We start from the raw sequence: 22,476 nt of genomic DNA, 5'->3' as shown, positions 1-22,476 counted from the left end.
CGCCATGATTTGTCTAGTTGTATAGAATGCTAGACAAGTCTGCAAGGTGTCTAATGTCGCAAACACAAATTGATCCCGCCGCCCGCAAAGCCTGGATGAGCCTGCTGGCCAAGGCACCGGCCAAACGTCTTGCCGATCTGTGGGCGCAGAACGGTCCGTCGCCTGAACATCAGTTCCTGCGCGCACCCGAAGTGGGTGCCGTCATGGTCCGGGGCCGCGCGGGCGCAAAGGGGGCGGCCTTCAATCTCGGAGAGATGACCGTGACCCGCTGCTCTGTCCGCCTGTCCACGGGCGCGGATGGCCACGCTTACGTGCAGGGGCGCGACAAGGACAAAGCCACACAGGCCGCCTTGATCGACGCACTGATGCAGACGGATCAGGCAGAGACGATCCAGACCCGCATCATCGACCCGTTGGAGACTGAAATGAAGGCAGGCAAAGCCACCCGCGCCGCCAAGGCTGCGGCCACCAAGGTGGATTTCTTCACCATGGTCAGAGGAGAGGATTGATGGACACGCAAGCCCTTGAAGGCGGATATGCCAACGCCCCCGTCGATGCTGCACAGGCCTTCCGTGCGATCATGCGCGTGATGGCCCGCCCCGGCACGATCGAGGACATCACCGGCACCGCCCCACCCGCGCCCCTGTCGGTTGCCGCCGGCGCCGTGCTGCTGACCCTCTGCGATCCGGAGACGCCAGTGCATCTGGCAGGCGGCCATGACACCGCTTCTATCCGTGACTGGATCACTTTCCACACCGGTGCGCCGCTGGTCGCCCCTGACAAAGCCGCTTTCGCTGTTGGCACATGGGATGACTTGCCGCTGCCCGCGTTCCCGCTGGGCACTTCGGAATACCCCGACCGCTCCACCACATTGATCATTGAGCGTGACGCGTTCAGCCAGCAGGGCGCTACGCTGCAAGGGCCGGGGATCAAGGACGCAGCGCGCCTGTCCCTGCCGGAAACGGAAGCCTTCCAGGCCAACCGCCGTCATTTCCCATTGGGTCTCGACTTCATCTTCACCAGTGGCAGCCGCATCGCGGCCCTGCCCCGCAGCACGAGGGTCAGCTGATGTATGTGGCCGTAAAGGGTGGCGAACGCGCCATCGACAATGCCCACGCATGGCTGGCGGAGGAACGGCGCGGGGATACGTCCATCGCTGAACTCTCCATCGCGCAGATCCGCGAGCAGCTCAGCCTCGCCGTGAACCGCGTGATGGCCGAAGGGTCGCTCTATGACCCCGACCTTGCCGCGCTGGCGATCAAACAGGCGCGCGGGGACATGATCGAGGCGATCTTTCTGCTGCGCGCCTACCGCACCACGCTGCCCCGTTTCGGTGGGTCAGAGCCGGTCGAGACGGAGCAGATGGCCTGCGACCGCCGCGTGTCTGCCACGTTCAAGGATGCACCGGGCGGGCAGGTGCTGGGCCCGACGTTCGACTACACCCACCGCCTGCTGGATTTCAAACTGGCCGCCGAAGGGGAGGTCGACCCGGCTCCCGAAGCACCCGCACCCGATGCCGCGACGCCTCACATCATGGATTTCCTCAACCGTGAGGACCTGATCCAGCCTGAACCCACAGGGGAGGACATCCCCCCCGACCTGACCCGCACGCCACTGGAGCTGCCAGCGGACCGGGCGCTGCGGCTACAGTCCCTAACGCGGGGCGATGAGGGTTTTATCCTTGGCATGGCCTATTCTACCCAGCGCGGCTACGCCCGCAATCACGCCTTCGTGGCGGAGCTGCGCATCGGCACCGTGCCGGTTGAGATGGAGATCCCCGAACTGGGATTTTCGATTGAGATCGGAGAGGTCGAATTGACCGAATGCGAGACCGTGAACCAGTTTCAGGGCTCAAAAACCGAACCGCCTCAGTTCACCCGTGGCTATGGTCTTGTCTTTGGGCTGTCAGAGCGCAAGGCGATCTCCATGGCGCTGGTGGACCGGGCCTTGCGCTGGAAAGAGCTTGGCGAAGACGACCTCGGCGCGCCGGCGCAGGATGAGGAATTTGTCCTCTACCACGCGGACAACATTCAGGCGACCGGGTTCCTGGAGCACATCAAATTGCCCCACTATGTGGATTTCCAATCTGAACTGGAACTGATCCGCAAGCTGCGCCGCGAGGCGATGGGCCAGGCGCAGGAGGCCGCCGAATGACCCGCTCAATCGCCGCCGCCATCCCCGCCACAACTGTCGCTGCCGCCCATGACGCCACCGCCGTCCCCCTTGCTGTGCGCGCGGTTCAGCCAGTGTTTCTGCGGCAACCTGTGCCAGGCAACTTCCCTTACCACGAGCGAGACAACCAGAAACGCGATCATCGCGTAGGCAATCCATTCCATTCCCTTCAGCCTTTCCATCAGATGCGGTCGGCCCCACCGTCGCGCACAAATAGGGCCGCACCATGACCGATTACAACTTTGCCTACCTTGATGAGCAAACCAAACGCATGATCCGCCGCGCGATCCTCAAAGGGTTGGCAGTGCCGGGCTATCAGGTGCCTTTTGCCAGCCGGGAAATGCCGATGCCCTATGGCTGGGGCACGGGAGGCGTGCAGGTATCTGCTGCTGTTCTGACCCCGGATGACACCTTCAAGGTGATTGATCAGGGGGCGGATGACACCACCAATGCAGTCTCTATCAGGCGGTTTTTTGAGAAAACCGCTGGCGTGGCCGTAACCGAGAAGACCGCCAAGGCCTCCGTCATCCAGACCCGCCACCGCATTCCCGAAACGGACCTGACCGAGGATCAGATCCTCGTCTACCAGGTCCCAATTCCCGAACCCCTGCGCTTTCTGGAGCCGTCGGAGGTGGAGACCCGCAAGATGCACGCGCTTGAGGAATACGGGTTGATGCACGTCAAACTCTACGAAGACATCAGCCAGCATGGCGCCATCGCCACCGCCTATGCCTATCCGGTGAAGGTCGAAGGGCGCTATGTCATGGACCCCTCCCCGATCCCCAAGTTCGACAACCCCAAGCTCAACATGGCTGGGATCCAGCTGTTTGGCGCAGGCCGTGAACAACGCATCTACGCGGTGCCGCCCTACACGCAGGTGGTCAGCCTTGATTTTGAGGATCACCCGTTTGAAGCCAGCAAGGCCGACCACGCCTGTGACCTGTGTGGCTCAACCACAAGCTATCTGGACGAACTGATTGTCGATGATGAAGGCGGGCGCATGTTCATGTGCTCCGACACCGACTTTTGCGCAGCCCGCAGGGAGGACGCCGCATGACCCCCTTGTTGCAAGTCGAGAATATCGCCAAATTTTACGGCCCCCGGATCGGGTGCACGGATGTTACCTTTGACCTTTATCCCGGCGAAGTCATGGGGATCGTTGGTGAAAGCGGATCCGGCAAATCGACACTGTTGAACTGCCTTGCAGGGCATCTGCCCCCCGACCGGGGCGCAGTCAAATTCGACACCCGCACCGACGGGCTGCGCGACACTGTCACCATGTCCGAACCGGAACGCCGGATGCTGGGCCGCACCGATTGGGCCTTTGTCCACCAACACGCGCGGGATGGTCTGCGGATGAATGTCAGCGCGGGTGGCAATGTGGGCGAACGCCTGATGGCCGTGGGCGCGCGCCACTACGGCGATATCCGCAGCACCGCCACGGATTGGCTGGGCCGGGTGGAGATTGACGCCGACCGCATCGACGACCGCCCCACCGCCTTTTCCGGCGGGATGCAGCAACGCCTGCAAATCGCCCGCAATCTGGTGACGGGCCCGCGGCTGGTGTTCATGGACGAACCCACCGGCGGGCTGGATGTCAGCGTGCAGGCGCGTCTGCTGGACCTGCTCCGCGGGCTGGTGCGTGAGATGGGGTTGAGCGCGATCATCGTCACCCATGACCTTGCCGTGGTGCGCCTGCTGGCGGACCGGCTGATGGTGATGAAATCGGGCCATGTGGTGGAAAACGGGCTGACCGATCAGGTGCTGGATGATCCCCAGCACGCCTATACGCAACTCCTCGTGTCCTCTGTTTTGCAGGTGTAAGGAATGACCATGATCGCGATTGAAAACGTCTCCAAGACCTTCACGCTGCACAATCAGGGCGCTGCGGTGATCAAGGTGATGCAGGATGCGCAGCTGCATGTCGAACCCGGCGAATGTGTCGCCCTGACGGGTGCCTCTGGCGCAGGGAAATCGACCCTGATGCGGATGATTTACGGCAACTACCTTGCTGCCTCGGGTCGCATCTTTGTGGGCGACACCGATGTCGCGCAGGCTGATCCCCGCCAGATTCTCGATCTGCGCCGCCATACGCTGGGCTACGTCAGCCAGTTTCTGCGGGTGGTCCCCCGTGTGCCCACGCTGAACGTCGTGGCAGACCCATTGCTCAGCACCGGCACAACGGAAGCTGAGGCGCTCCAGACCGCCGGTGACCTGCTGGCCCGCCTGAACATCCCTGAACGGCTTTGGATGCTCAGCCCCACGACCTTCTCTGGTGGGGAGCAACAGCGCGTCAACATCGCCCGTGGCTTTGCCTACCCTTACCCCGCGCTGCTGCTGGATGAACCCACTGCCAGCCTCGATGCCACCAACCGCGACACTGTGCTGACCCTGATCGAGGAAGCGAAGGCGCGCGGTGCGGCCATCCTGGGCATCTTCCATGACACGGCCGCCCGCGACCGCATCTGCGACCGGGTGGTCGATGTCACCTGTTTCACCCCCGGCGCGCAAAGCGTCCCGGCATGACGGGCCGTCTGATCGCTGTTGTCGGCCCTTCGGGCGTGGGCAAGGATTCCGTGATGCGGGCGCTGGTGGCCGCGCGCCCTGACATGCGGCTGGCGCGGCGCGTCGTGACCCGACCCAGTGATGCGGGGGGGGAGGATTTTGACGGCGTCACGCCAGAGACCTTCGCGCAGATGGAGGCCAGCGGCGCCTTCGCGCTCAACTGGTTCGCCCATGGCCTGCACTACGGCATTCCCGCGACTGTCAGGGCGGACCTGAATGCAGGCCATGACGTGCTGGCCAACCTGTCGCGCGGGATGCTTGGCAAGGCGCAGGAGGTTTTTCCGGGTATGATCACCCTCAACCTGACTGCCGAGCGCGAGGTTCTGGCCCAGCGTCTGACCGCGCGGGGCCGCGAATCCATCGCGGATATCGCCGCGCGGCTGGAACGTGCAGATCAACCTCTGCCAGCGGACATATCGGCTCTAACACAGGATAATTCTGGCCCATTGAGCCAGACGATCACCGACATTCTCAACCACCTCTACCCGGCAAGGGCGTAGCGATGGATTTCCTCGAACATCCCATCGGCGCGCTGCCCGGCCAGCGTCAGACTGCCAATCTCAAACGGCACACCCAGATGCGGCGCGAAAAGCGGCGTGATGGCCTGCCGAACCTGTGTGACCTGCGCCTTCGGCAATTTCGAACTCAGCGTGATGTGAAACCGGAACTGGTCCAGCACATAGGGGTAACCCCAGCGCACCAGATGCGCGTCCTGTGCGGGCGTCAGATTGGCCTGCCTGCGGCGCGCCAGCTCTGCCTCCGAGGGCATGGCCCGAAACCCATCCAGTTGCTGCACAACCTCTCCGGCCAAAGCTGCCAGCGCGGATTGATCGCCAACGGGCACCAGCGCCAGAAACCGTCCCAGCGCAGCCAGTTCCAGCCCGTCCAGCGTGACGGGCGCAAGGGTCCGGCACAAGGCATCTGTCTGCGCCATCAAGGCGTCCGCCGTCATGCCCTCTGCCAGGACAAACGGCGGTTTGATCGTCCCATGCAGCCCGTACTTGCGCGGCGTCTGCGTGATCGCAGCCACATCCAGACCACCCACATCCGGATGCGTGACGGCACGCCCCTGTGCCACATCCCAACCCAGCCAAGCCGCCCCCAGGGCGGCCAGGTCGCCCTGGGGCGTGAAATAGATCGCATATCGGTCGTACATTCTTCCCTCCGCCACCTCTTTGGTGGCCCAAAAGCGTGACAGTGACATGACAAAAGAAACGATCCTCGCCAATGCCAAACTGGTTCTGCCGGATGACGTGGTCACAGGGGCGGTGGTGATCCGCGACGGCGTGATCACACATGTCGATGGTGGTGGCGCAGTGCCCCCCGGTGCGGTGGATTGCGAAGGGGACTACCTGTCTCCCGGTTTGATCGAACTGCACACCGACAACCTTGAACGCCACATGAAACCGCGCCCCAATGTGGACTGGCCCCACCGCGCCGCCATTGTCGCCCATGATCGGGAGCTTGCAGGCACCGGGATCACCACGGTCTTCGATGCCATCCGTGTCGGGTCCATCCACTCCCACGCGCTGAAACGGTACAACAAATACGCACGTGGCATGGCGGATGAAATCCTTGAGATGCGCAGTGCCGGCCATCTGAAAATCAGCCACCATATCCACCTTCGGGCGGAGGTCTGTTCCGAAACCCTTGTCGAAGAGATTGACGAATTTGGTCCCGATGACCGCGTCGGCATCGTCTCCCTGATGGATCACACGCCGGGGCAGCGACAATTCCGCGACCTGAAAAAGTTCGAAGACTACGTCTGCACCAAGAACAACATGCCGCGCGACGGTTTTGCCGAGTACTGCGATTTCCTGCGCGGGCTGCAAACGACATACGGCGTGGCGAATGAGAAGGCCGCCGTCAAGGCCGCCGCGCGCTTCGGTGCGGTGCTGGCCAGCCATGATGACACCACCGCAAATCAGGTCGCCCAAAGCCATGCCTACGGCATCAAGCTGGCTGAATTCCCGACCACTGTTGAGGCGGCAGAGGCCTGCGCCGACAAACACATTGCCACGATCATGGGCGCGCCCAATCTGGTGCGGGGTGGGTCACACTCCGGCAATGTCGCCGCCTCCGAACTGGCGCAGTTTGATCTGCTGGATGTGCTGTCGTCTGACTATGTGCCCGCGTCACTGCTGATGGGGGCCTTGTTGCTGGCCGATCAATGGGACGACATGGCGCGGGGCATGGCCACGGTCACATCCGCGCCCGCGCAGCACGCCGGCCTGACGGACCGGGGCACTCTGCGCGAAGGTCAGCGTGCCGATCTGGTCCGTTTTGGCCGCATGGGCCGCGCCCCGCTGGTGCGGGGTGTCTGGTCGGCGGGCAATCAGGTGGCGTGATGCGGCTCTATTGCAGGGTTTAGTGCCACTTCGCGACAGGCGGCAGGCTCATCAGGACAGCTTCCGGATCATGCCCGGTTTCCAGCCCGAATTTGGTGCCCCGGTCGTAGACAAGGTTGTACTCCGCATAAAGCCCGCGATGGCGCAATTGCGTTTCCTTGTCCTCTTCTGACCATTCGGTCGGGTGGCGTTTGTCCACCAGAGGCACATAAGACGGCAGGAAGGCCGATCCCACATCGCGGGTCAGCGCGAAATCCGCCGCCCAATCGCCGGTGTTGCGGTCATCATAGAAAATCCCGCCCACACCCCGCGCGCGTTTGCGGTGCGGGATATAGAAATACTCATCCGCCCAGGCCTTCAGCTCATCATAAAGCGTATCGCCATGCGGATCACACGCACCTTTCATCTCCCCATGAAAATGCGCGGTGTCTTCGTCATATTCGATACAGGGATTCAGATCCGCCCCGCCGCCAAACCACCAGGCATGGGGGGTCCAGAACATGCGCGTGTTCATATGCACCGCCGGCGCATGGGGGTTCTGCATATGCGCCACCAGGGAGATGCCCGAGGCCCAGAACCGCGGATCATCCGCCATCCCGGGTATCCCCTTGCGCGCTGCCATCGCCGCCTGCGCGCGCGGGGCCAGCGTGCCAAACACGGTGGATATATTGACCCCCACCTTCTCAAACACCCGACCGCCGCGCATCACGCTCATCTCTCCGCCGCCCGCATCGGATCCGTCATCCGAGGTGCGGCTGGTCTTGCGCACTTCAAACCGTCCCGCAGGCGCATCAGCGGCATGACGGTCTTCCAACGCATGGAAACCGGCCACGATGTCGTCGCGCAGTTGCCGGAACCAGTTTGAGGCTTGGGATTTTTCAGTGTCGAAGTTGGTGGTCATCGGAATCTCGGACATTGTTGTTCGCGCCGACCCTACCGTGGTGATGCCGGAGATAAAGCAAAAACGAACAGGTCAGCTGTCCGCCACTTGGACATCACAGCAGGTTCAGCGCATCTCCGGGCGCGATCCGCCCCCCTTGAACCACTTCCGCGTAAATCCCCATGTCCTTGTGACCATAATGCTGCCGCAACGCACCGGGCAGGTCGATGTCACGTGCCCCGGTTTCAAGGTTCACCTCCGTCGCCGGGCACCGCTGGGTCCGCAGCAGCACGCGCAACCGGGCCTCCCCGATGCGGACCTCCCGCCCTTCCCAGTTCAGTTCGTCAAAGGGGGCGGTGCCGGAAAACAGGATATTGCCGCGAAACCGCGCCGGGCTGATGTCCATCTTCACCTTCTGGGCAAAATCGGCAACGCTGTCGACATTGATCAACGATACCGCGTTCATCATCGCCTCTGACACCACCGACACATCCGTGAATTTGTGTGGCCCCGCAGAGTGCAAGGTGGGCTGCATATCCGCCTCGTACCCCAGATGCGCGGCAATCGCCGCCGCCGCGCCCTCGCGCCCCTCGGGTGTCCGGGTGTCAAAACCTGCCTCCCCGATATGCAGCATCTGCGTGCCGTCATCATACCGTGTCTCCAGCAGCGCCAACCCCGCATCCCGCGCCAGCACAACGAACTTTCCCTTCGGCAAGGGCCTGGGGTTTTCGGGGTCAAACCCGCTGCCCCGCCGGGCAAATCCGAACGCGCGGTCCAAGGGAAACCCCTGACCGGGCGACAGCGTGACGTGGTCCAGCCTCTGCGCACTCAACCCCTTCACCGGGTAATGGCAGAGCATTTCAATCTTGGCGGTCATGCGGGCATCCTGACAACAATGCGGGTGGAAAACATGCGGTGACGTTCGCAGCAAATCCACCGGAATGCAAAGACCGGATATGACTTCAGCCAAGACCGTCAAATTGCACGCGCAGACATTTCATACCAAAAAATAACAATGTAAATCAGCGTATTATACCCCAATTCGCCAGATATGAGGTACGCACCTCAAAAAATGCCTAGACGTGAGGTGCGTACCTCAAATAGCGTGGCACATGTGAAAACGACGAATCGGCACCCCGAGTAAAAAGCCGATTGCACATTGGGAGGAAAATCCATGAAGAATTTGAAACTGGCATCTGTCAGTGCCCTTAGCATTGCCGCGGCATCCTTCGCGCAAAGCGCGGCTGCCGAAGATCTGACACTCTGCTGGGCCGCCTGGGACCCTGCAAACGCATTGGTCGAGTTGAGCAAGGAATTTGAAGCGCAATCCGGCCACAACATGAGCTTTGAGTTCATCCCCTGGCCCAACTTCGCCGACCGGATGCTGAACGAACTGAACTCCGGCGGGAAGCTGTGTGATCTGCTGATCGGCGACAGCCAGTGGATCGGTGGTGGCGCGGAAAACGGTCACTACGTCAAGCTGAACGACTTCTTCGACAGCGAAGGCATCTCCATGGATGATTTCGCCGAAGCGACGGTCTATGCCTATTCCACATGGCCCAAAGGCACGCCAAACTACTACGCGCTGCCCGCAATGGGGGACGCAAACGGCTGGTTCTACCGCAAAGACTGGTTTGAGCGGGACGACATCAAAGCCGCTTTCAAAGAGGCAACAGGCCGCGATCTGGCAGAGCCGAAATCCCAGAAAGAACTGCTCGAAATCGCGCAATTCTTCCAGGAACGTGAGATCGACGGCAAGACCGTCTACGGCGCCTCCATCTTTACCGAGCGTGGGTCCGAAGGCATCACCATGGGCGTGACATCCGCGCTCTATCCATGGGGCTTCAAATACGAGAACACACCCGGTTCCTACGACATGGACGGTGCGGTGAACTCTCCCGAAGCTGTGGAAGCCCTTGAATTCTATAAAGAGTTTTATGAGACAGCGACCCCTCCGGGCTACACCAACTCCTACATGGGTGAATCGCTTGATGCGTTCAAATCCGGTCAGGTCGCCATGGCGATGAACTGGTTCGCCTTCTTCCCCGGCCTCTACGCCGATCCCAACACAGGCGGTGACAAGATCGACTTCTTCGTGAACCCACCCCAGAACCAGGCAGGTTCAACACTGGGCGGGCAGGGCATTTCTGTTGTCGCCTACTCCGACAAGCAGGACGCCGCCCTTGAGTACATCAAATGGTTCGCCAACCCCGACGTGCAGGCCAAATGGTGGGAGCTGGGCGGCTATTCCGCGCATAACTCCGTGCTGAACGATCCGGGCTTCAAGGACAGCGCACCCTTCGCCGGTGACTTCCTCGAAGCGATGGGCTCGGTGCAGGACTTCTGGCAGGAGCCTGCCTACGCTGAACTGCTGCTGGCCATGCAGAAACGCCTGCATGACTACATCGTGGCCGATCAGGGCACAGCCCAGGAAGCACTCGACAAGCTGGTCGAGGATTGGACCGAAGTCTTCGAAGACGAAGGCAAGCTGTAAAAGACCCGTAGGGTGCGCATGCACGGCGCACCCTACCCCCACCAAAACCCTGCCTGACCCGCCACCATCCACCGCGCCCGCGCGACCGGAGACGTCATGTCCAAAACACCAATCACCCGCGCAGCCGCCGCCACCCCCGTCCGGGTCGCGCGCAAGGTCAGAGGTCTCAGCGACCGTGCCATCGCGTGGATCTTCGTGGGCCCCACGATCTTCCTGTTGCTGGCCATCAACATCTTCCCGCTGATCTGGACGATCCGCCTCAGCTTCACCAACTTCAAGGCCAACCGCCTGAACCGCGAACCCGAATGGGTCGGGTTGCGCAATTACGAACGCATCCTGACCGACAGCGACATCTGGCTGAACATGCAGGCCACCGCGCACTTTCTGTTCTGGACGATCTTCTTTCAGGTGCTCATCGGCTTTACGCTGGCCTACCTGATCAACAAGAAATTCAAAGGCAACGACCTGTGGACGACGATCATCGTCCTGCCGATGATGCTCAGCCCGGCGGTGGTCGGCAACTTCTGGAAATTCCTCTATCAGCCACAAATCGGTCTCTTCAACTACATCGTCGCCTTCTTCACCGGCAAAGACCCCTCCAGCTTTGAAATGCTCGGCTCCGTCGATCTCGCCCCGTGGTCCATCGTGATTGTGGACACATGGATGTGGACGCCCTTCGTGATGCTGATCTGCCTTGCCGGCCTCCGAAGTATCCCCGACTACATCTATGAAGCTGCCGAGGTCGACCGCGCCTCAAAACTGCGGCAGTTCTTCACCATCACCATCCCCATGGTGCTGCCCTTCCTGATGCTCGCCGTCCTCTTCCGGGGTATCGAAAACTTCAAGATGTTCGATCTGGTTGTCCAGCTCACCGGTGGCGGCCCCGGCTCCACAACCGAACTCACCTCCATCAACCTCAAGCGTGAGGCCTTTGAGAAATGGCGCACCGGTTATGCCTCGGCCTATGCGATCATCCTCTTCGTCACCGTGTTCGGCCTCGCCTCGATCTACGTCAAAGCCCTCAACAAGGTAAAAGAAAGATGACCCCCGCCCCATCCACCCCCCTCTTTTCTCCAGAAATATCCTCGGGGGGAGGCGTCAGCCGGGGGGCAGACAGCCCCCCTCCGACGGCGCAATCCAGTACTGGTGCCCGATCATGAGCTTCTCCGTCACAGAGCCAAGCAAACGTTCCAAATGGTTCGCAGGCACCATGGTCATCCTCTACGCGCTGATCACCATGGTGCCGCTTGTGTGGATCATGCTCACCGGCTTCAAATCCCCTTCCGATGCCATCAGCTATCCGCCGAAAGTCCTGTTTGAGCCGACCCTCGAAGGCTACGTGAACCTTTTCACCACCCGCACCCGCCAGACGGATGACTTCCTCGCCGCCAACCCGCCGCAGACCTGGTATGATGAGATCGTGCGCGAATACGACATGGTCATCGCGGGCCCCTCGAAATTCGGCGAACGTTTCCTCAACTCGGTGATCATCGGTTTCGGCTCCACCTTCCTCAGCATCGTGCTGGGGACGCTGGCCGCCTATGCCTTCAGCCGTTTCAAAATCCCGCTGGCCGATGATCTGCTCTTCTTCATCCTCAGCACCCGCATGATGCCGCCCATCGCCGTGGCGATCCCGATCTTCCTGATGTACCGACAACTGGGATTGTCCGATACGCACCTCGGCATGATCCTGCTCTATACGGCGGTAAACATCTCGCTGGCCGTCTGGCTGCTCAAAGGCTTCATCGACGAAATCCCGCGCGAGTATGAAGAGGCGGCCCTCATCGACGGTTACACAAGGTTTCAGGCTTTCTACAAGGTTGTCCTGCCGCAGGCCGCCACAGGCATCGCCTCCACCGCGATCTTCTGCCTGATCTTCGCGTGGAACGAATACGCCTTCGCAGTCCTCCTGACCTCCGGCACGGCCCAGACCGCCCCGCCGTTCATCCCCACAATCATCGGCGTCGGCGGCCTCGACTGGCCAGCGGTTGCGGCAGGCGCGACGATCTTCCTTCTGCCTGTGATGATCTTCACCATCCTGCTGCGCAAACACCTGCTGCGCGGCATCACTTTCGGAGCGGTGCGGAAATGATCCCAACGCGCCTCATCCAGATGCTGCACCGCGGCGGTGTACAGGTTGTGTACAGCTTGTGCACAGACCTTGACCCCCAACCGGAGGCCCTGACATGACCAATTTCCTCTCCGGCCTCCTCCGCCTCAAACGCGGCCCATGGGAGATGCTCGCAACCATCCTCATCGGCCTGGGGGTCTTCATGTTGATGCAGCCCTTCGCGCTGTGGCTTTATACCTATTCCTTCATCGTCACGCTGGTGGGCACCGTCATGTTCATCGTCGTTTCCCACTTCAAGGACTGACCGCCGTGGCCCAGATCCAGATCAAGAACATCCGCAAGGAATTCGGTGATTTCACCGCGGTGAAGGAATCCAGCTTCACCATCGAAGACGGTGAATTCTTCATGCTCCTCGGCCCCTCCGGCTGCGGCAAAACCACCACCCTGCGGATGATCGCCGGCCTCGAACTGCCGACGAGCGGCGAGATTTATCTCGACGGCGAGGAGATCAGCCAACTACCTCCCAGCCAGCGTGACATCGCCTTCGTCTTTCAGATGTTCGCGCTCTACCCGCATATGAACGTGCGCAAGAACCTCAGCTATCCTCTGGTCAGTCAGGGCATGCCACGTGCCCAGGTCAAGGCGAAGGTGGAGGAAGTGGCGAACATCCTCGGCATTCAGGACATGCTCAACAAACCCGTCGGTGGTCTCTCCGGCGGCGACCGCCAGCGCGTCGCGCTGGGCCGCGCCATCGTCCGCGATCCCAAAGCCTTCATGATGGACGAGCCCCTCGGCGCGCTCGATGCGGAATTCCGCGAGCACATGGCCGAAGAGCTACGCGCGCTGCATGACCGCATGAACGCCACCACCGTCTACGTCACCCACGATCAGCTTGAAGCGATGCAGATGGGCGACAAGATCGTCGTGATGAACAACGCCGTGGTTGAGCAATTCGGCACCCCGCAGGAGGTCTATGACAAACCCGCGACGATGTTCGTGGCGGATTTCATCGGCTCGCCGTCGATGAATTTCCTGCCCTTTGAAGGCGCCGTGAGCGAAGGCGCCACGAGCGTTACCCTCAACGGTCAAACACTTGGAATTCCACAGCAAAGACAAGGTGCAAGTGGCAAGCTTGTCTACGGTGTCCGTCCCGAACACATCAAGCTCAGCGACACGGGCGACTACCGGGGCGAGGTGATCACCACCGAATACCTCGGCACCACCCAGATCATCACCCTCGACACGCCAAATGGAGAATTGAAGGCCCGCGTGGACAGCGCGCAGGTTGCCACAGTTGGAGAGAAAGTCGGCCTCAGTTTCGAGGCCCCCAAGATCACGCTCTTCGACGAAGCAACAGGTGCCGCGCTGATCTCCGAACTGAACGAAAAGGTGCTCGCCCATGGCTGAGGTCATCCTGAAAAACCTGTCCAAATCCTACGGCGATCAGGTCGGCATCGCGGATGTGTCGCTCACCATTCCTGACGGATCGTTCGTCGTTCTGCTTGGCCCCACCGGAGCGGGCAAAACCACCACGCTGCGCCTGATTTCCGGCCTCGACAAGGCTGATCAGGGGGAGGTCTGGATCGGTGGCCGCCAGGTCGACAATGAAATGCCGGCCCAACGCGACGTGGCGATGGTGTTCCAGCAATACTCGCTCTATCCGCATCTTACGGTGCGCGAAAACCTTGCCTTCCCGCTCAAATCCCCGGTGCTGAAAACCTCCCCGGATGAGATCGAGCGCAAGGTCAATGACGTGGCCAGCGTCCTCCAGATCAGCCACAAGCTCGACAACAAGGCGACGGCCCTATCAGGGGGGGAGATGCAGCGCGTCTCCATCGGCCGTGCCCTTGTACGCGACCCCGCGATCTTCCTCATGGACGAACCGCTCAGCTCGCTCGACGCCAAGCTGCGCACGGATCTACGGGTAGAGCTGAAACGCATCCATGCCAGCCTCGGCGCCACGCTCCTCTACGTGACCCACGACCAGATCGAAGCGATGACCATGGCCACCCATATCGGTGTGCTGGATCACGGGCGTCTCGCGCAATTCGGCTCCCCCCGCGACATCTATGAGAACCCCAATTCGCTCTATGTCGCGGGCCGTCTGGGTCAGCCCCGCATCAACATCCTGCCCGCTGACCTCTTCGGCGGGATGCCCCAAGGCACCACGCAGATCGGCATGCGCCCGGAGCACATCACCCAGGGCGAAGGCGTCGAGGCGCAGGTGCAGCGCGTCGAACATCTGGGCGATCAGAACCGCCTGCACCTGAACCTGCAAGGCCATGACGTGATCACCATCGCCGATCCTGCCACGGACTACGAACCCGGTGCCGTGCTGAAAATCGCCCCCAACAACCCGCTGTGCTTTGACGCCACGGGTGCCCGCATTCGCTGAAGGAGACCGACCATGCCGCAATTCATCAACGCCAAGGAAACGCTTGTCACCGATGCCATCGACGGGCTGCTGCTGACCTCCGGTGGCGCGCTTACCCGGCTGGATGGCTATCCGCATATCAAGGTGGTGTGCCGCACCGATTGGGACAAATCCAAGGTCGCGCTGATCTCCGGCGGCGGGTCGGGACATGAACCAGCCCATGCCGGGTTTGTCGGTCGCGGTATGCTGACCGCCGCAGTCTGCGGAGAGGTCTTTGCCTCCCCTTCTGTCGATGCCGTTCTGGCCGGGATACTGGCGGTGACGGGTGAGGCAGGGTGCCTGCTGATCGTGAAGAACTACACCGGCGACCGCTTGAACTTCGGCCTTGCGGCAGAACGTGCGCGGGCGTTTGGGTTGAAGGTCTCCATGGTGATCGTAGATGATGACATCGCCCTGCCTGATCTGCCGCAACCGCGTGGCGTGGCGGGGACGTTGTTCGTGCACAAGATCGTCGGCGCCATGGCCGAAGGCGGCGGGGATCTTGATGCGATAACAGCCGCAGCGGAGAACGCGATTGGTGCCATGGCTTCCATCGGGACATCGCTGGATACCTGCACCGTGCCGGGCTCAACCAAGGAAGACCGGATCGCGCCGGGCATGGCCGAACTCGGCCTGGGCATCCACGGCGAAGCAGGGGTGGAGCAGGTGGCGTTGAAGGACGCCAAACATGCGATGCACATGGTGCTGGAAAAACTCACGCCGATGATTGGCGACGACCCGCATGTGGCGCTGCTCAACAATCTCGGCTCCACCACGCCGCTTGAGATGAGCGTGCTGGCGCAGGAACTGGCCACGGCGGAGAGTGCGGCGAATATCAAATTCATCATCGGGCCTGCGCCGATGATGACCTCCCTCGATATGCACGGTTTTTCCGTCTCCGTCCTGCCGGTGACGCCTGGCAATCAGGCGCATCTGGAAATGCCCGTGGACCTGCCTGCGTGGCCCGGCATGGTGGCCCTGGGTGCCACCGACCCGCGCCCCTTGCCCGATGGTCTGAGCCCGATCAAACCGATCCCCTCTGCCCATCCCAGAACGCATGCCCTGCTGGATCATTGCTGCGACCTGCTTATTGCGGCGGAGGCAGATTTGAATGCGCTTGACGCCAAATCCGGCGATGGCGACACCGGCAGCACGCTGGCCACGGCGGGGCGCGCGATGAAAGATGCGCTGGACCGCCTGCCGCTTGCCGATCCGACGCAGCTGTTCCGGGCGGTCGGTGACGAGCTGAGCCAAACGATGGGAGGGTCCTCCGGCGTGATCCTCGCGATCTTCTTCGGGGCGGCGGGCGATGCCTGCGCCAGCGGGCATCCCGTGCCGCAGGCGTTGCTGGCCGGTCTCAAACGGATCAGCGAAGTCGGCGGTGCCGCCAAAGGCGACCGCACGATGATCGACGCGCTTGAACCCGCGCTCACGGCGCTGCCGCAAGGCATGGGTGCCGCCGCCGCTGCCGCCCGCGCAGGTGCCGATGCGACCGCCAGGATGGGCAAAGCCAAAGCAGGACGCGCGTCTTACGTGCCGGAGGAAAACCTGATCGGCCACAATGACCCCGGCGCCGAAGCGGTGGCGCGGCTTTTCGAAGGGTTGTCTGAAACCTGATGTCAAAAGCCCGCACATAAGATGAAAGAGGCCCCGAATATCCCTGCGGCCCCGACGATCAACGACATTGCCCGTGTCGCTGAGGTCAGCCTTGCGACCGTCGACCGCGTGCTGAATGCGCGCCCCGGTGTGCGGGAAAAGACCGTGCGCAAGGTACATGAGGCCATCGATACGCTGGGGTATGTCCGGGACACGGCTGCCGCCAATCTGGCACGGGGGCGGGTCTATAACTTCGTCTTCATCCTGCCATCGAACAGCAACGAATTTCTGTCTTCCCTTGTGGCAGAGATCGACCGCCTGGGCCGTCGCCTGCGCCATGAGCGCACCCGCCTCTCGTTTGTGCAGGTGGCCGCCTTTGATCCGGTCGCCCTTGCCCGCGCGATGGATGGCATTGATGCCGAGACGGTTGACGGCGTTGCGATCTTCGGTCCGGAAACCCCATCGGTGCGCGACAGTGTGGCGCACCTCAAGGCCAATGGGGTGACGGTGGTATCGCTTGTTGCCGACATACCAAGTTCCGAGAGGGACCACTACATCGGTGTCGACAACATCGCCGCAGGCCGGACCGCGGGGCAACTGCTTGGTCGTTTTCTCGGTGGGCGGCAGGGCAAGATCCTTGTGCTGACCGGGTCGATGCTCGCCCGCGATCATCTCGAACGCCGCTTGGGATTTGACGAAGTGATGGCCCGCGATTTCCCGCAGCTTGAAGTGCTGGCCTCTCTCGAAGGCCGCGATGATCCGGCACTGATTGCCCGCCTGCTGCCGCAGACGCTGGAACAGCACCCCGGCATCATCGGCATCTATTCCTCTGCCGCGGGCAACGAGGGGCTGCTGGAATACTTCAACACGCACCAGCCCGCCATCAAGCCCATCGTCATCGCACATGAACTCACCAGCCTGTCCCGCCACGCGCTCAGTGCGGGGTTTTTTGATGCGGTGATCAGCCAGGACAGCGGCCATCTGGTCCGCTCTGCCGTGCGCATCATGCGGGCCAAAAGCGACCAGACCCCGATCAACACAGCGCAGGAACGCATCCGGATCGATGTGTATCTGAAAGAGAACATGCTGCCGGAAAACGAGACCGACTAGGGAGGATACGACATGAAAACCATTCAGGGCCCCGCGCTGTTTCTGGCGCAATTCGCAGGCGACGATGCCCCGTTCAATTCATGGGATGCCATCACCAGATGGGCCTCCGATTGCGGGTACAAAGGCGTGCAGGTGCCAAGCTGGGACGCGCGCCTGTTCGATCTGGCCAAAGCGGCGGAGAGCAAGGATTACTGTGATACCTTCAAGGGCCAGGCTGCGGAGAATGGCGTGGCGGTCACGGAGCTCTCCACCCACCTGCAAGGCCAACTTGTCGCCGTGCACCCCGCCTATGACACCGCCTTTGATGGCTTTGCCGATCCATCCGTGCACGGCAACCCCAAGGCGCGGCAGGAATGGGCCGTCGATCAGGTGATGAAAGCAATCAGCGCTTCCGCGAATATGGGCATCAGGAACCACGTCACATTCTCCGGCGCGCTGGCCTGGCCCTATGTTTACCCCTGGCCCCAGCGCCCCGCCGGATTGGTCGAAACCGCCTTTGACGAGCTCGCCAAACGCTGGCGTCCGATCCTTGATCATGCAGAGGACAACGACGTCAACATCTGCTACGAAATCCACCCCGGTGAAGACCTGCACGATGGCGTAACCTTCGAGATGTTTCTTGAGCGTGTCGACAACCACACCCGCTGCAACATGCTCTACGATCCGTCGCATTATGTGCTGCAATGCCTCGACTACCTCTACAACATCGACATCTACAAAGACCGGATCAAGATGTTCCACGTCAAGGACGCGGAGTTCAATCCAACGGGCCGCCAGGGTGTCTACTCCGGATACCAGCCCTGGGTCGACCGCGCAGGCCGCTTCCGATCACTGGGCGATGGTCAGGTCGATTTTGGCGCGGTGTTCTCAAAGATGGCCGCCAATGATTTCGACGGCTGGGCGGTGGTCGAATGGGAATGTTGCCTCAAACACCCCGAGGACGGCGCACGCGAGGGAGCGCAGTTTGTCTCCGATCACATCATCCGCGTGACGGAACGTGCTTTCGATGATTTCGCGGACGGTGGCACCGATGAAGCGGCAAACCGCAAGATGCTCGGGATCGAAACATAAATAACCGTGCTCCGGGGTGCAGCTGTCGCGCTGCCTCCGGCGGGGATATTTGAGGAGAAAAGATGACAGACCGCCGCGATCAAGAACCCGCGTGGATCCCGAATGTGCCGTCCCTGGTATCTTTTCTCTACAAATATCCCCGCCGGAGGCTCCCATCCTCGAAAAAAGCGGATCGGTTAATGTTGTGTTCATACATTTCCGACAAATTGATACATGCGGTACAGGCAGGGATTGCCGATGACCGTGAGAGAAGATGCACCTCGTTCTGTTTACAGAACGGGGTGTTTCCATTTCTGAAAGGAACCCTCAGATGACGAATAGAATTCGACTGGGCATGGTCGGCGGTGGCAACGATGCGTTTATCGGTGGGGTGCACCGTATCGCGTCCCGTATTGACGACCGGTATGAGTTGGTGGCGGGTGCCCTGTCCTCCACCCCGGAAAAGGCGCGTGCGAGTGGTGAGGCACTGGGCCTGCCACGTATCTATGATGACTACAAACAGATGGCGATCCGCGAGGCGCGGCGGAAAGACGGGATCGAGGCGGTCTCCATCGTGACGCCCAATCACGCACACTACGCCGCTGCGCGGGAATTCTTGAAGCGCGGGATTCATGTGATTTGCGACAAGCCTCTGACCTCCACCCTTGCGGACGCGAAAAAGCTTGTCAAAGCGGCTGAGCAATCGGGTGCGCTGTTTATTCTCACGCACAACTACACCGGCTACCCGATGGTGCGGCAGGCGCGGGAAATGGTGGCAAAGGGTGACATCGGCACAATCCGCGTGGTGCAGGTGGAATACCCGCAGGATTGGCTGAGTGAGGAACAGGATTTCAAACAGGCGGAGTGGCGTACCGATCCTGCGCGCTCCGGCGCAGGTGGGTCGACCGGGGACATCGGCACCCATGCGCACAATCTGGCGTGCTTCATCTCTGGCCTGGAGGTTGAGGCGCTGGCTGCTGACCTCGATGCCTTCGTGCCGGGGCGGCAGGTGGATGACAATGCCCACGTCATGCTGCGGTTCAAGGGCGGTGCGAAGGGGATGCTGTGGTCTTCCCAGGTGGCCCCCGGAAATGAGAACGCTTTGCGCATCCGCGTCTATGGTGAAAAGGGCGGGCTGGAATGGGCGCAGGAGGATCCGAATTACCTGTGGGTCACTCCGCTGGGCGAGCCCAAGCGCCTGATCACCCGCAACGGGGCCGGGGCAGGGGAGGCTGCCGCGCGGATGTCTCGTGTGCCGCCGGGCCACCCTGAGGGGTATCTCGAAGGGTTCGCCAACATCTATTCCGAAGCGGCCGAGGCCATTCGCGCGCATCAGGCGGGCACCACTCCAGACGCTGCCGTATTGTACCCCACGGTCCAGGACGGGCTGCGCGGTGTGCAATTCGTGGATGCCTGCGTGCGCTCCTCCAAGCGCAATGCGGCCTGGGTCAGCATGGACTGAGCTTGCTCCCGACGGGCGTTGGCATAAGGTGGTTTTGCAATCAAAGGACCGCTCATGCCCAAACTCGCCCGCCGGATCACAGATACCTCGCCCAAGAACTTTGGCATGTTCGCCAAGGCTGTTGCGATGGAGGGGGACCTGATTCACCTTGAACTTGGCATGCCGGTGCATGACACGCCCACACATATCAAGGAAGCGGCCATTGATGCTCTGCGCAGGGGCGAGGTGCACTACAGTGATCTGCAAGGCATTGCACCGCTGCGGGAGGCGATGGCGGCAAAGCTGAGGGATGTGAACAGCCTCAGGGTTGATCCGTCCGAGATCATCGTCACCAACGGTTTGACACAGGCCTCATACGCCGCCTTCATGGCGTGGCTTGATGAAGGGGATGAGGCGATCCTGCTTGACCCCTACTACCCCCAACATATCGGCAAGATCGAACTGGCAGGGGCCAAAGCCGTCATTGCGCCGCTGGATGCCAAGGATAACTTCCGCATCAAGCGCAACCTGATCGCGCCCCACATCACATCAGCCACCAAGATGATCTGCCTCGTGAACCCCTGCAATCCAACGGGGCGTATCTATGACCGGGAGGAGCTTCAAATCCTCGCGGACCTCGCCATCGAGCACGATCTGATCGTCCTCTCCGATGAAGTCTATGAGCAGATCACCTACGGCGGCCAACACATTTCGATCGCCAGTCTGCCGGGGATGCAGCAGCGGACGATTACAACCTTCGCCTTTACCAAGGCCTATGCCATGGACGGCTGGCGGTTGGGCTATCTGGTGGCGGATGCTGCGATGATCGGGCCGCTGATGAAGATCACCACAAACGAAGTGACCCATGTGAACACCTTCATCCAGCACGGGGCGTTGGCCGCGCTTACGGGACCGCCGGACGTGCTTGCCGAAATGGTTGCGGACGACAAGCGCCGCCGTGATCTGGTGGTGGCGCGGCTGAACCAGATGCCCGGTGTGCGCTGTCCCGAACCCGAAGGGACGATCTACGCCTTCCCTGAGATTACCGGCACTGGCCTCACCGCGCAGGACGCGGCGGATCGGCTGTTGCAAGAAGCGCAGGTCGTGGTTGAGGCGGGCAGCTTTTACGGCGCGCAGGGGGAGGGGCATCTTCGCGTCTGCTTTGGTTCGCAAACCGCCGAAAGGCTGGAAGAAGCGATGGACCGGATGAGCCGGTTCTTCAACGCACTGGAGAACGGGAATGTGTGAAGCGACGGGCACTGCAATCGGCATCGTTCAGGTCGAGAACGACGAAATCCGCGTCACCCGCTGGGACTTCCCGCACAAAGGGGCGAACACGGGATGGCACAAGCATGCGTATGACTATGTTGTTGTCCCCGTCGTGGATGGAACGCTGTCGATCACCGGACCTGATGGCACCGTGTCAGAGGTACCGCTCAAGGCCGGTGTCTCATACGCCCGCGAAGCGGGGGTCGAGCATGACGTGGCCAACGGGCTGGACACGCCGATGGCCTTTGTCGAAATCGAATTGCTGAAATCGGGTTAGCGGCCTTTCCAGACCGGATCGCGTTTTTCGGCAAAGGCCTTCGCGCCCTCCAGCTGATCCTCAGAGCTGTAGAGCACATCCACCGTGCGCAGCTTCCTTTGTGTGATCCGGCTCATCGCATCCTGAAACTTGCTGTCTTCCGCATCGCGCACGACCTCTTTGATCGCCGCGTAGACCAAAGGCGGGCCGGAGGCGAGCAGGCGCGCTAATTCCCCGGCGCGGTCCATCAGCTGATCCGCCGGGATCACCTCGTTGATCAGACCCCAGCCCTTGCCTTCGTTTGCGTCAAACCAACGCCCGGTCAGCAGTAGTTCCATCGCAACGTGGTAAGGAATGCGTTTGGGCAGCTTCACCGACGCCGCATCCGCCACCGTACCTGACCGTATCTCAGGCAATGCAAAGGTCGCGTGATCGGCGGCCAATATCATGTCACCGCTCAATGCCAGTTCAAGTCCACCACCACAGCAGATCCCGTTCACCGCCATGATCACCGGCTTGTTCATATCGCGCAGTTCCTGCAAGCCGCCAAAGCCACCCACACCGTAGTCGCCATCCACCGCATCGCCATCGGCGGCGGCTTTCAAATCCCAGCCGGGGCAGAAAAACTTCTCTCCCGCGCCGGTCACAATCGCGACGCGCAATTCAGGATCATCTCGGAAGTCGGCGAAGATATCGCCCATGATCCGGGAGGTCTGGAGGTCGATTGCATTCGCCTTCCCCCGCGCCAGTGTCACTTCAAGGATCGCACCTTCGCGGCGGGTCTGGATCGGGTTCTCTGTCATTGAAACGT

General features: G+C 61.3%; 25 protein-coding genes. 20 read left to right on the top strand and 5 right to left on the bottom strand.

The window, feature by feature from the left end; all coding sequences use genetic code 11:
• Positions 1-53 precede the first annotated feature (53 nt).
• From phnG to Q1A91_RS11655, 3 genes are read left to right on the top strand one after another with little or no spacing between them, the layout of a single operon-like run.
• Entirely contained in the window at positions 54-509 is a 456-nt protein-coding gene (gene phnG / locus Q1A91_RS11665; RefSeq protein ID WP_299877106.1) for a phosphonate C-P lyase system protein PhnG, read from the top strand.
• Entirely contained in the window at positions 509-1,069 is a 561-nt protein-coding gene (gene phnH / locus Q1A91_RS11660) for a phosphonate C-P lyase system protein PhnH (protein WP_299877103.1), read from the top strand. Before phnG ends, phnH begins: the two co-directional genes overlap by 1 nt.
• Complete coding sequence (locus Q1A91_RS11655; RefSeq protein ID WP_299877101.1) at positions 1,069-2,154, top strand: carbon-phosphorus lyase complex subunit PhnI; 1,086 nt, start codon at positions 1,069-1,071, stop codon at positions 2,152-2,154. Before phnH ends, Q1A91_RS11655 begins: the two co-directional genes overlap by 1 nt.
• A 5-nt stretch (positions 2,155-2,159) precedes the next feature.
• Here Q1A91_RS11655 and Q1A91_RS11650 read toward each other — a convergent pair whose 3' ends face one another.
• Positions 2,160-2,336 (bottom strand): hypothetical protein, encoded by a 177-nt coding sequence (locus Q1A91_RS11650; protein WP_299877098.1) that lies wholly within the window; start codon positions 2,334-2,336, stop codon positions 2,160-2,162.
• 62 nt (positions 2,337-2,398) lie between these two features.
• On the opposite strand from Q1A91_RS11650, the gene Q1A91_RS11645 reads away from it, so the two are divergent.
• Genes Q1A91_RS11645 through phnN form a run of 4 tightly spaced genes read left to right on the top strand, consistent with a single transcriptional unit; the run spans position 2,399 to position 5,237 of the window.
• A complete protein-coding gene (locus Q1A91_RS11645; protein WP_299877095.1) occupies positions 2,399-3,229 on the top strand; it encodes an alpha-D-ribose 1-methylphosphonate 5-phosphate C-P-lyase PhnJ in 831 nt (276 codons plus the stop codon).
• Positions 3,226-3,996: a phosphonate C-P lyase system protein PhnK gene (gene phnK, locus Q1A91_RS11640; protein WP_299877092.1), complete on the top strand. Its 771-nt coding sequence runs from the start codon at positions 3,226-3,228 to the stop codon at positions 3,994-3,996. The genes Q1A91_RS11645 and phnK overlap by 4 nt, the downstream gene beginning before the upstream one ends.
• A 9-nt stretch (positions 3,997-4,005) precedes the next feature.
• A complete protein-coding gene (phnL, locus tag Q1A91_RS11635; RefSeq protein ID WP_299877089.1) occupies positions 4,006-4,698 on the top strand; it encodes a phosphonate C-P lyase system protein PhnL in 693 nt (230 codons plus the stop codon).
• Positions 4,695-5,237, top strand: a complete 543-nt coding sequence (gene phnN, locus Q1A91_RS11630; protein WP_299877086.1) for a phosphonate metabolism protein/1,5-bisphosphokinase (PRPP-forming) PhnN — start codon at positions 4,695-4,697, stop codon at positions 5,235-5,237. Before phnL ends, phnN begins: the two co-directional genes overlap by 4 nt.
• Here the strand turns inward: phnN and Q1A91_RS11625 are convergent.
• The gene (locus tag Q1A91_RS11625; protein WP_299877083.1) at positions 5,219-5,893 is read right to left on the bottom strand and encodes a DUF1045 domain-containing protein; all 675 of its coding nucleotides are present in this window, start codon (positions 5,891-5,893) and stop codon (positions 5,219-5,221) included. The genes phnN and Q1A91_RS11625 overlap by 19 nt on opposite strands.
• Before the next feature lie 46 nt (positions 5,894-5,939).
• Between Q1A91_RS11625 and Q1A91_RS11620 the strand changes: the two genes are divergently transcribed.
• Positions 5,940-7,085, top strand: a complete 1,146-nt coding sequence (locus tag Q1A91_RS11620; protein WP_299877080.1) for an alpha-D-ribose 1-methylphosphonate 5-triphosphate diphosphatase — start codon at positions 5,940-5,942, stop codon at positions 7,083-7,085.
• Positions 7,086-7,104: 19 nt separating this feature from the next.
• On the opposite strand, the gene hemF is transcribed toward Q1A91_RS11620, so the two are convergent.
• Positions 7,105-7,986, bottom strand: a complete 882-nt coding sequence (gene hemF / locus Q1A91_RS11615) for an oxygen-dependent coproporphyrinogen oxidase (RefSeq protein ID WP_299877742.1) — start codon at positions 7,984-7,986, stop codon at positions 7,105-7,107.
• 94 nt (positions 7,987-8,080) lie between these two features.
• Entirely contained in the window at positions 8,081-8,842 is a 762-nt protein-coding gene (locus Q1A91_RS11610; protein WP_299877077.1) for an MOSC domain-containing protein, read from the bottom strand.
• Between the two features lie 297 nt (positions 8,843-9,139).
• Here Q1A91_RS11610 and Q1A91_RS11605 point away from each other — a divergent pair, with 297 nt between their 5' ends.
• From Q1A91_RS11605 to Q1A91_RS11550, 12 genes are all read left to right on the top strand, one after another.
• Positions 9,140-10,459: an extracellular solute-binding protein gene (locus tag Q1A91_RS11605; RefSeq protein ID WP_299877074.1), complete on the top strand. Its 1,320-nt coding sequence runs from the start codon at positions 9,140-9,142 to the stop codon at positions 10,457-10,459.
• A 96-nt stretch (positions 10,460-10,555) separates the two neighbouring features.
• Positions 10,556-11,503: a carbohydrate ABC transporter permease gene (locus tag Q1A91_RS11600; RefSeq protein ID WP_299877071.1), complete on the top strand. Its 948-nt coding sequence runs from the start codon at positions 10,556-10,558 to the stop codon at positions 11,501-11,503.
• A gap of 112 nt (positions 11,504-11,615) precedes the next feature.
• A complete protein-coding gene (locus Q1A91_RS11595) occupies positions 11,616-12,551 on the top strand; it encodes a carbohydrate ABC transporter permease (protein WP_299877067.1) in 936 nt (311 codons plus the stop codon).
• Positions 12,552-12,645: 94 nt separating this feature from the next.
• Complete coding sequence (locus Q1A91_RS11590) at positions 12,646-12,834, top strand: hypothetical protein (RefSeq protein ID WP_299877065.1); 189 nt, start codon at positions 12,646-12,648, stop codon at positions 12,832-12,834.
• A gap of 5 nt (positions 12,835-12,839) precedes the next feature.
• Entirely contained in the window at positions 12,840-13,937 is a 1,098-nt protein-coding gene (locus Q1A91_RS11585; RefSeq protein WP_299877062.1) for an ABC transporter ATP-binding protein, read from the top strand.
• Positions 13,930-14,925, top strand: a complete 996-nt coding sequence (locus Q1A91_RS11580; protein WP_299877059.1) for an ABC transporter ATP-binding protein — start codon at positions 13,930-13,932, stop codon at positions 14,923-14,925. The genes Q1A91_RS11585 and Q1A91_RS11580 overlap by 8 nt, the downstream gene beginning before the upstream one ends.
• Before the next feature lie 12 nt (positions 14,926-14,937).
• Positions 14,938-16,560: a dihydroxyacetone kinase subunit DhaK gene (locus Q1A91_RS11575; RefSeq protein ID WP_299877056.1), complete on the top strand. Its 1,623-nt coding sequence runs from the start codon at positions 14,938-14,940 to the stop codon at positions 16,558-16,560.
• Between the two features lie 21 nt (positions 16,561-16,581).
• Entirely contained in the window at positions 16,582-17,649 is a 1,068-nt protein-coding gene (locus Q1A91_RS11570; RefSeq protein ID WP_299877053.1) for a LacI family DNA-binding transcriptional regulator, read from the top strand.
• 12 nt (positions 17,650-17,661) lie between these two features.
• Entirely contained in the window at positions 17,662-18,720 is a 1,059-nt protein-coding gene (locus Q1A91_RS11565) for a sugar phosphate isomerase/epimerase (RefSeq protein ID WP_299877050.1), read from the top strand.
• A gap of 310 nt (positions 18,721-19,030) precedes the next feature.
• On the top strand, positions 19,031-20,161 hold the full coding sequence (locus tag Q1A91_RS11560) for a Gfo/Idh/MocA family oxidoreductase (protein ID WP_299877047.1): 1,131 nt from the start codon (positions 19,031-19,033) through the stop codon (positions 20,159-20,161).
• A 54-nt stretch (positions 20,162-20,215) separates the two neighbouring features.
• On the top strand, positions 20,216-21,388 hold the full coding sequence (locus Q1A91_RS11555; RefSeq protein WP_299877044.1) for a pyridoxal phosphate-dependent aminotransferase: 1,173 nt from the start codon (positions 20,216-20,218) through the stop codon (positions 21,386-21,388).
• Positions 21,381-21,686: a cupin domain-containing protein gene (locus Q1A91_RS11550; protein ID WP_299877041.1), complete on the top strand. Its 306-nt coding sequence runs from the start codon at positions 21,381-21,383 to the stop codon at positions 21,684-21,686. The genes Q1A91_RS11555 and Q1A91_RS11550 overlap by 8 nt, the downstream gene beginning before the upstream one ends.
• Here Q1A91_RS11550 and Q1A91_RS11545 read toward each other — a convergent pair.
• The gene (locus Q1A91_RS11545; protein WP_299877039.1) at positions 21,683-22,468 is read right to left on the bottom strand and encodes a carnitinyl-CoA dehydratase; all 786 of its coding nucleotides are present in this window, start codon (positions 22,466-22,468) and stop codon (positions 21,683-21,685) included. The genes Q1A91_RS11550 and Q1A91_RS11545 overlap by 4 nt on opposite strands.
• Between the last annotated feature and the right edge of the window lie 8 nt (positions 22,469-22,476).

Origin of the sequence: uncultured Sulfitobacter sp., from assembly GCF_947500075.1 — a bacterium.
GTDB lineage: Bacteria > Pseudomonadota > Alphaproteobacteria > Rhodobacterales > Rhodobacteraceae > Sulfitobacter.
Note: the sequence above shows the minus strand (reverse complement) of the source record. Positions and strands in the feature narration are given on the sequence as shown.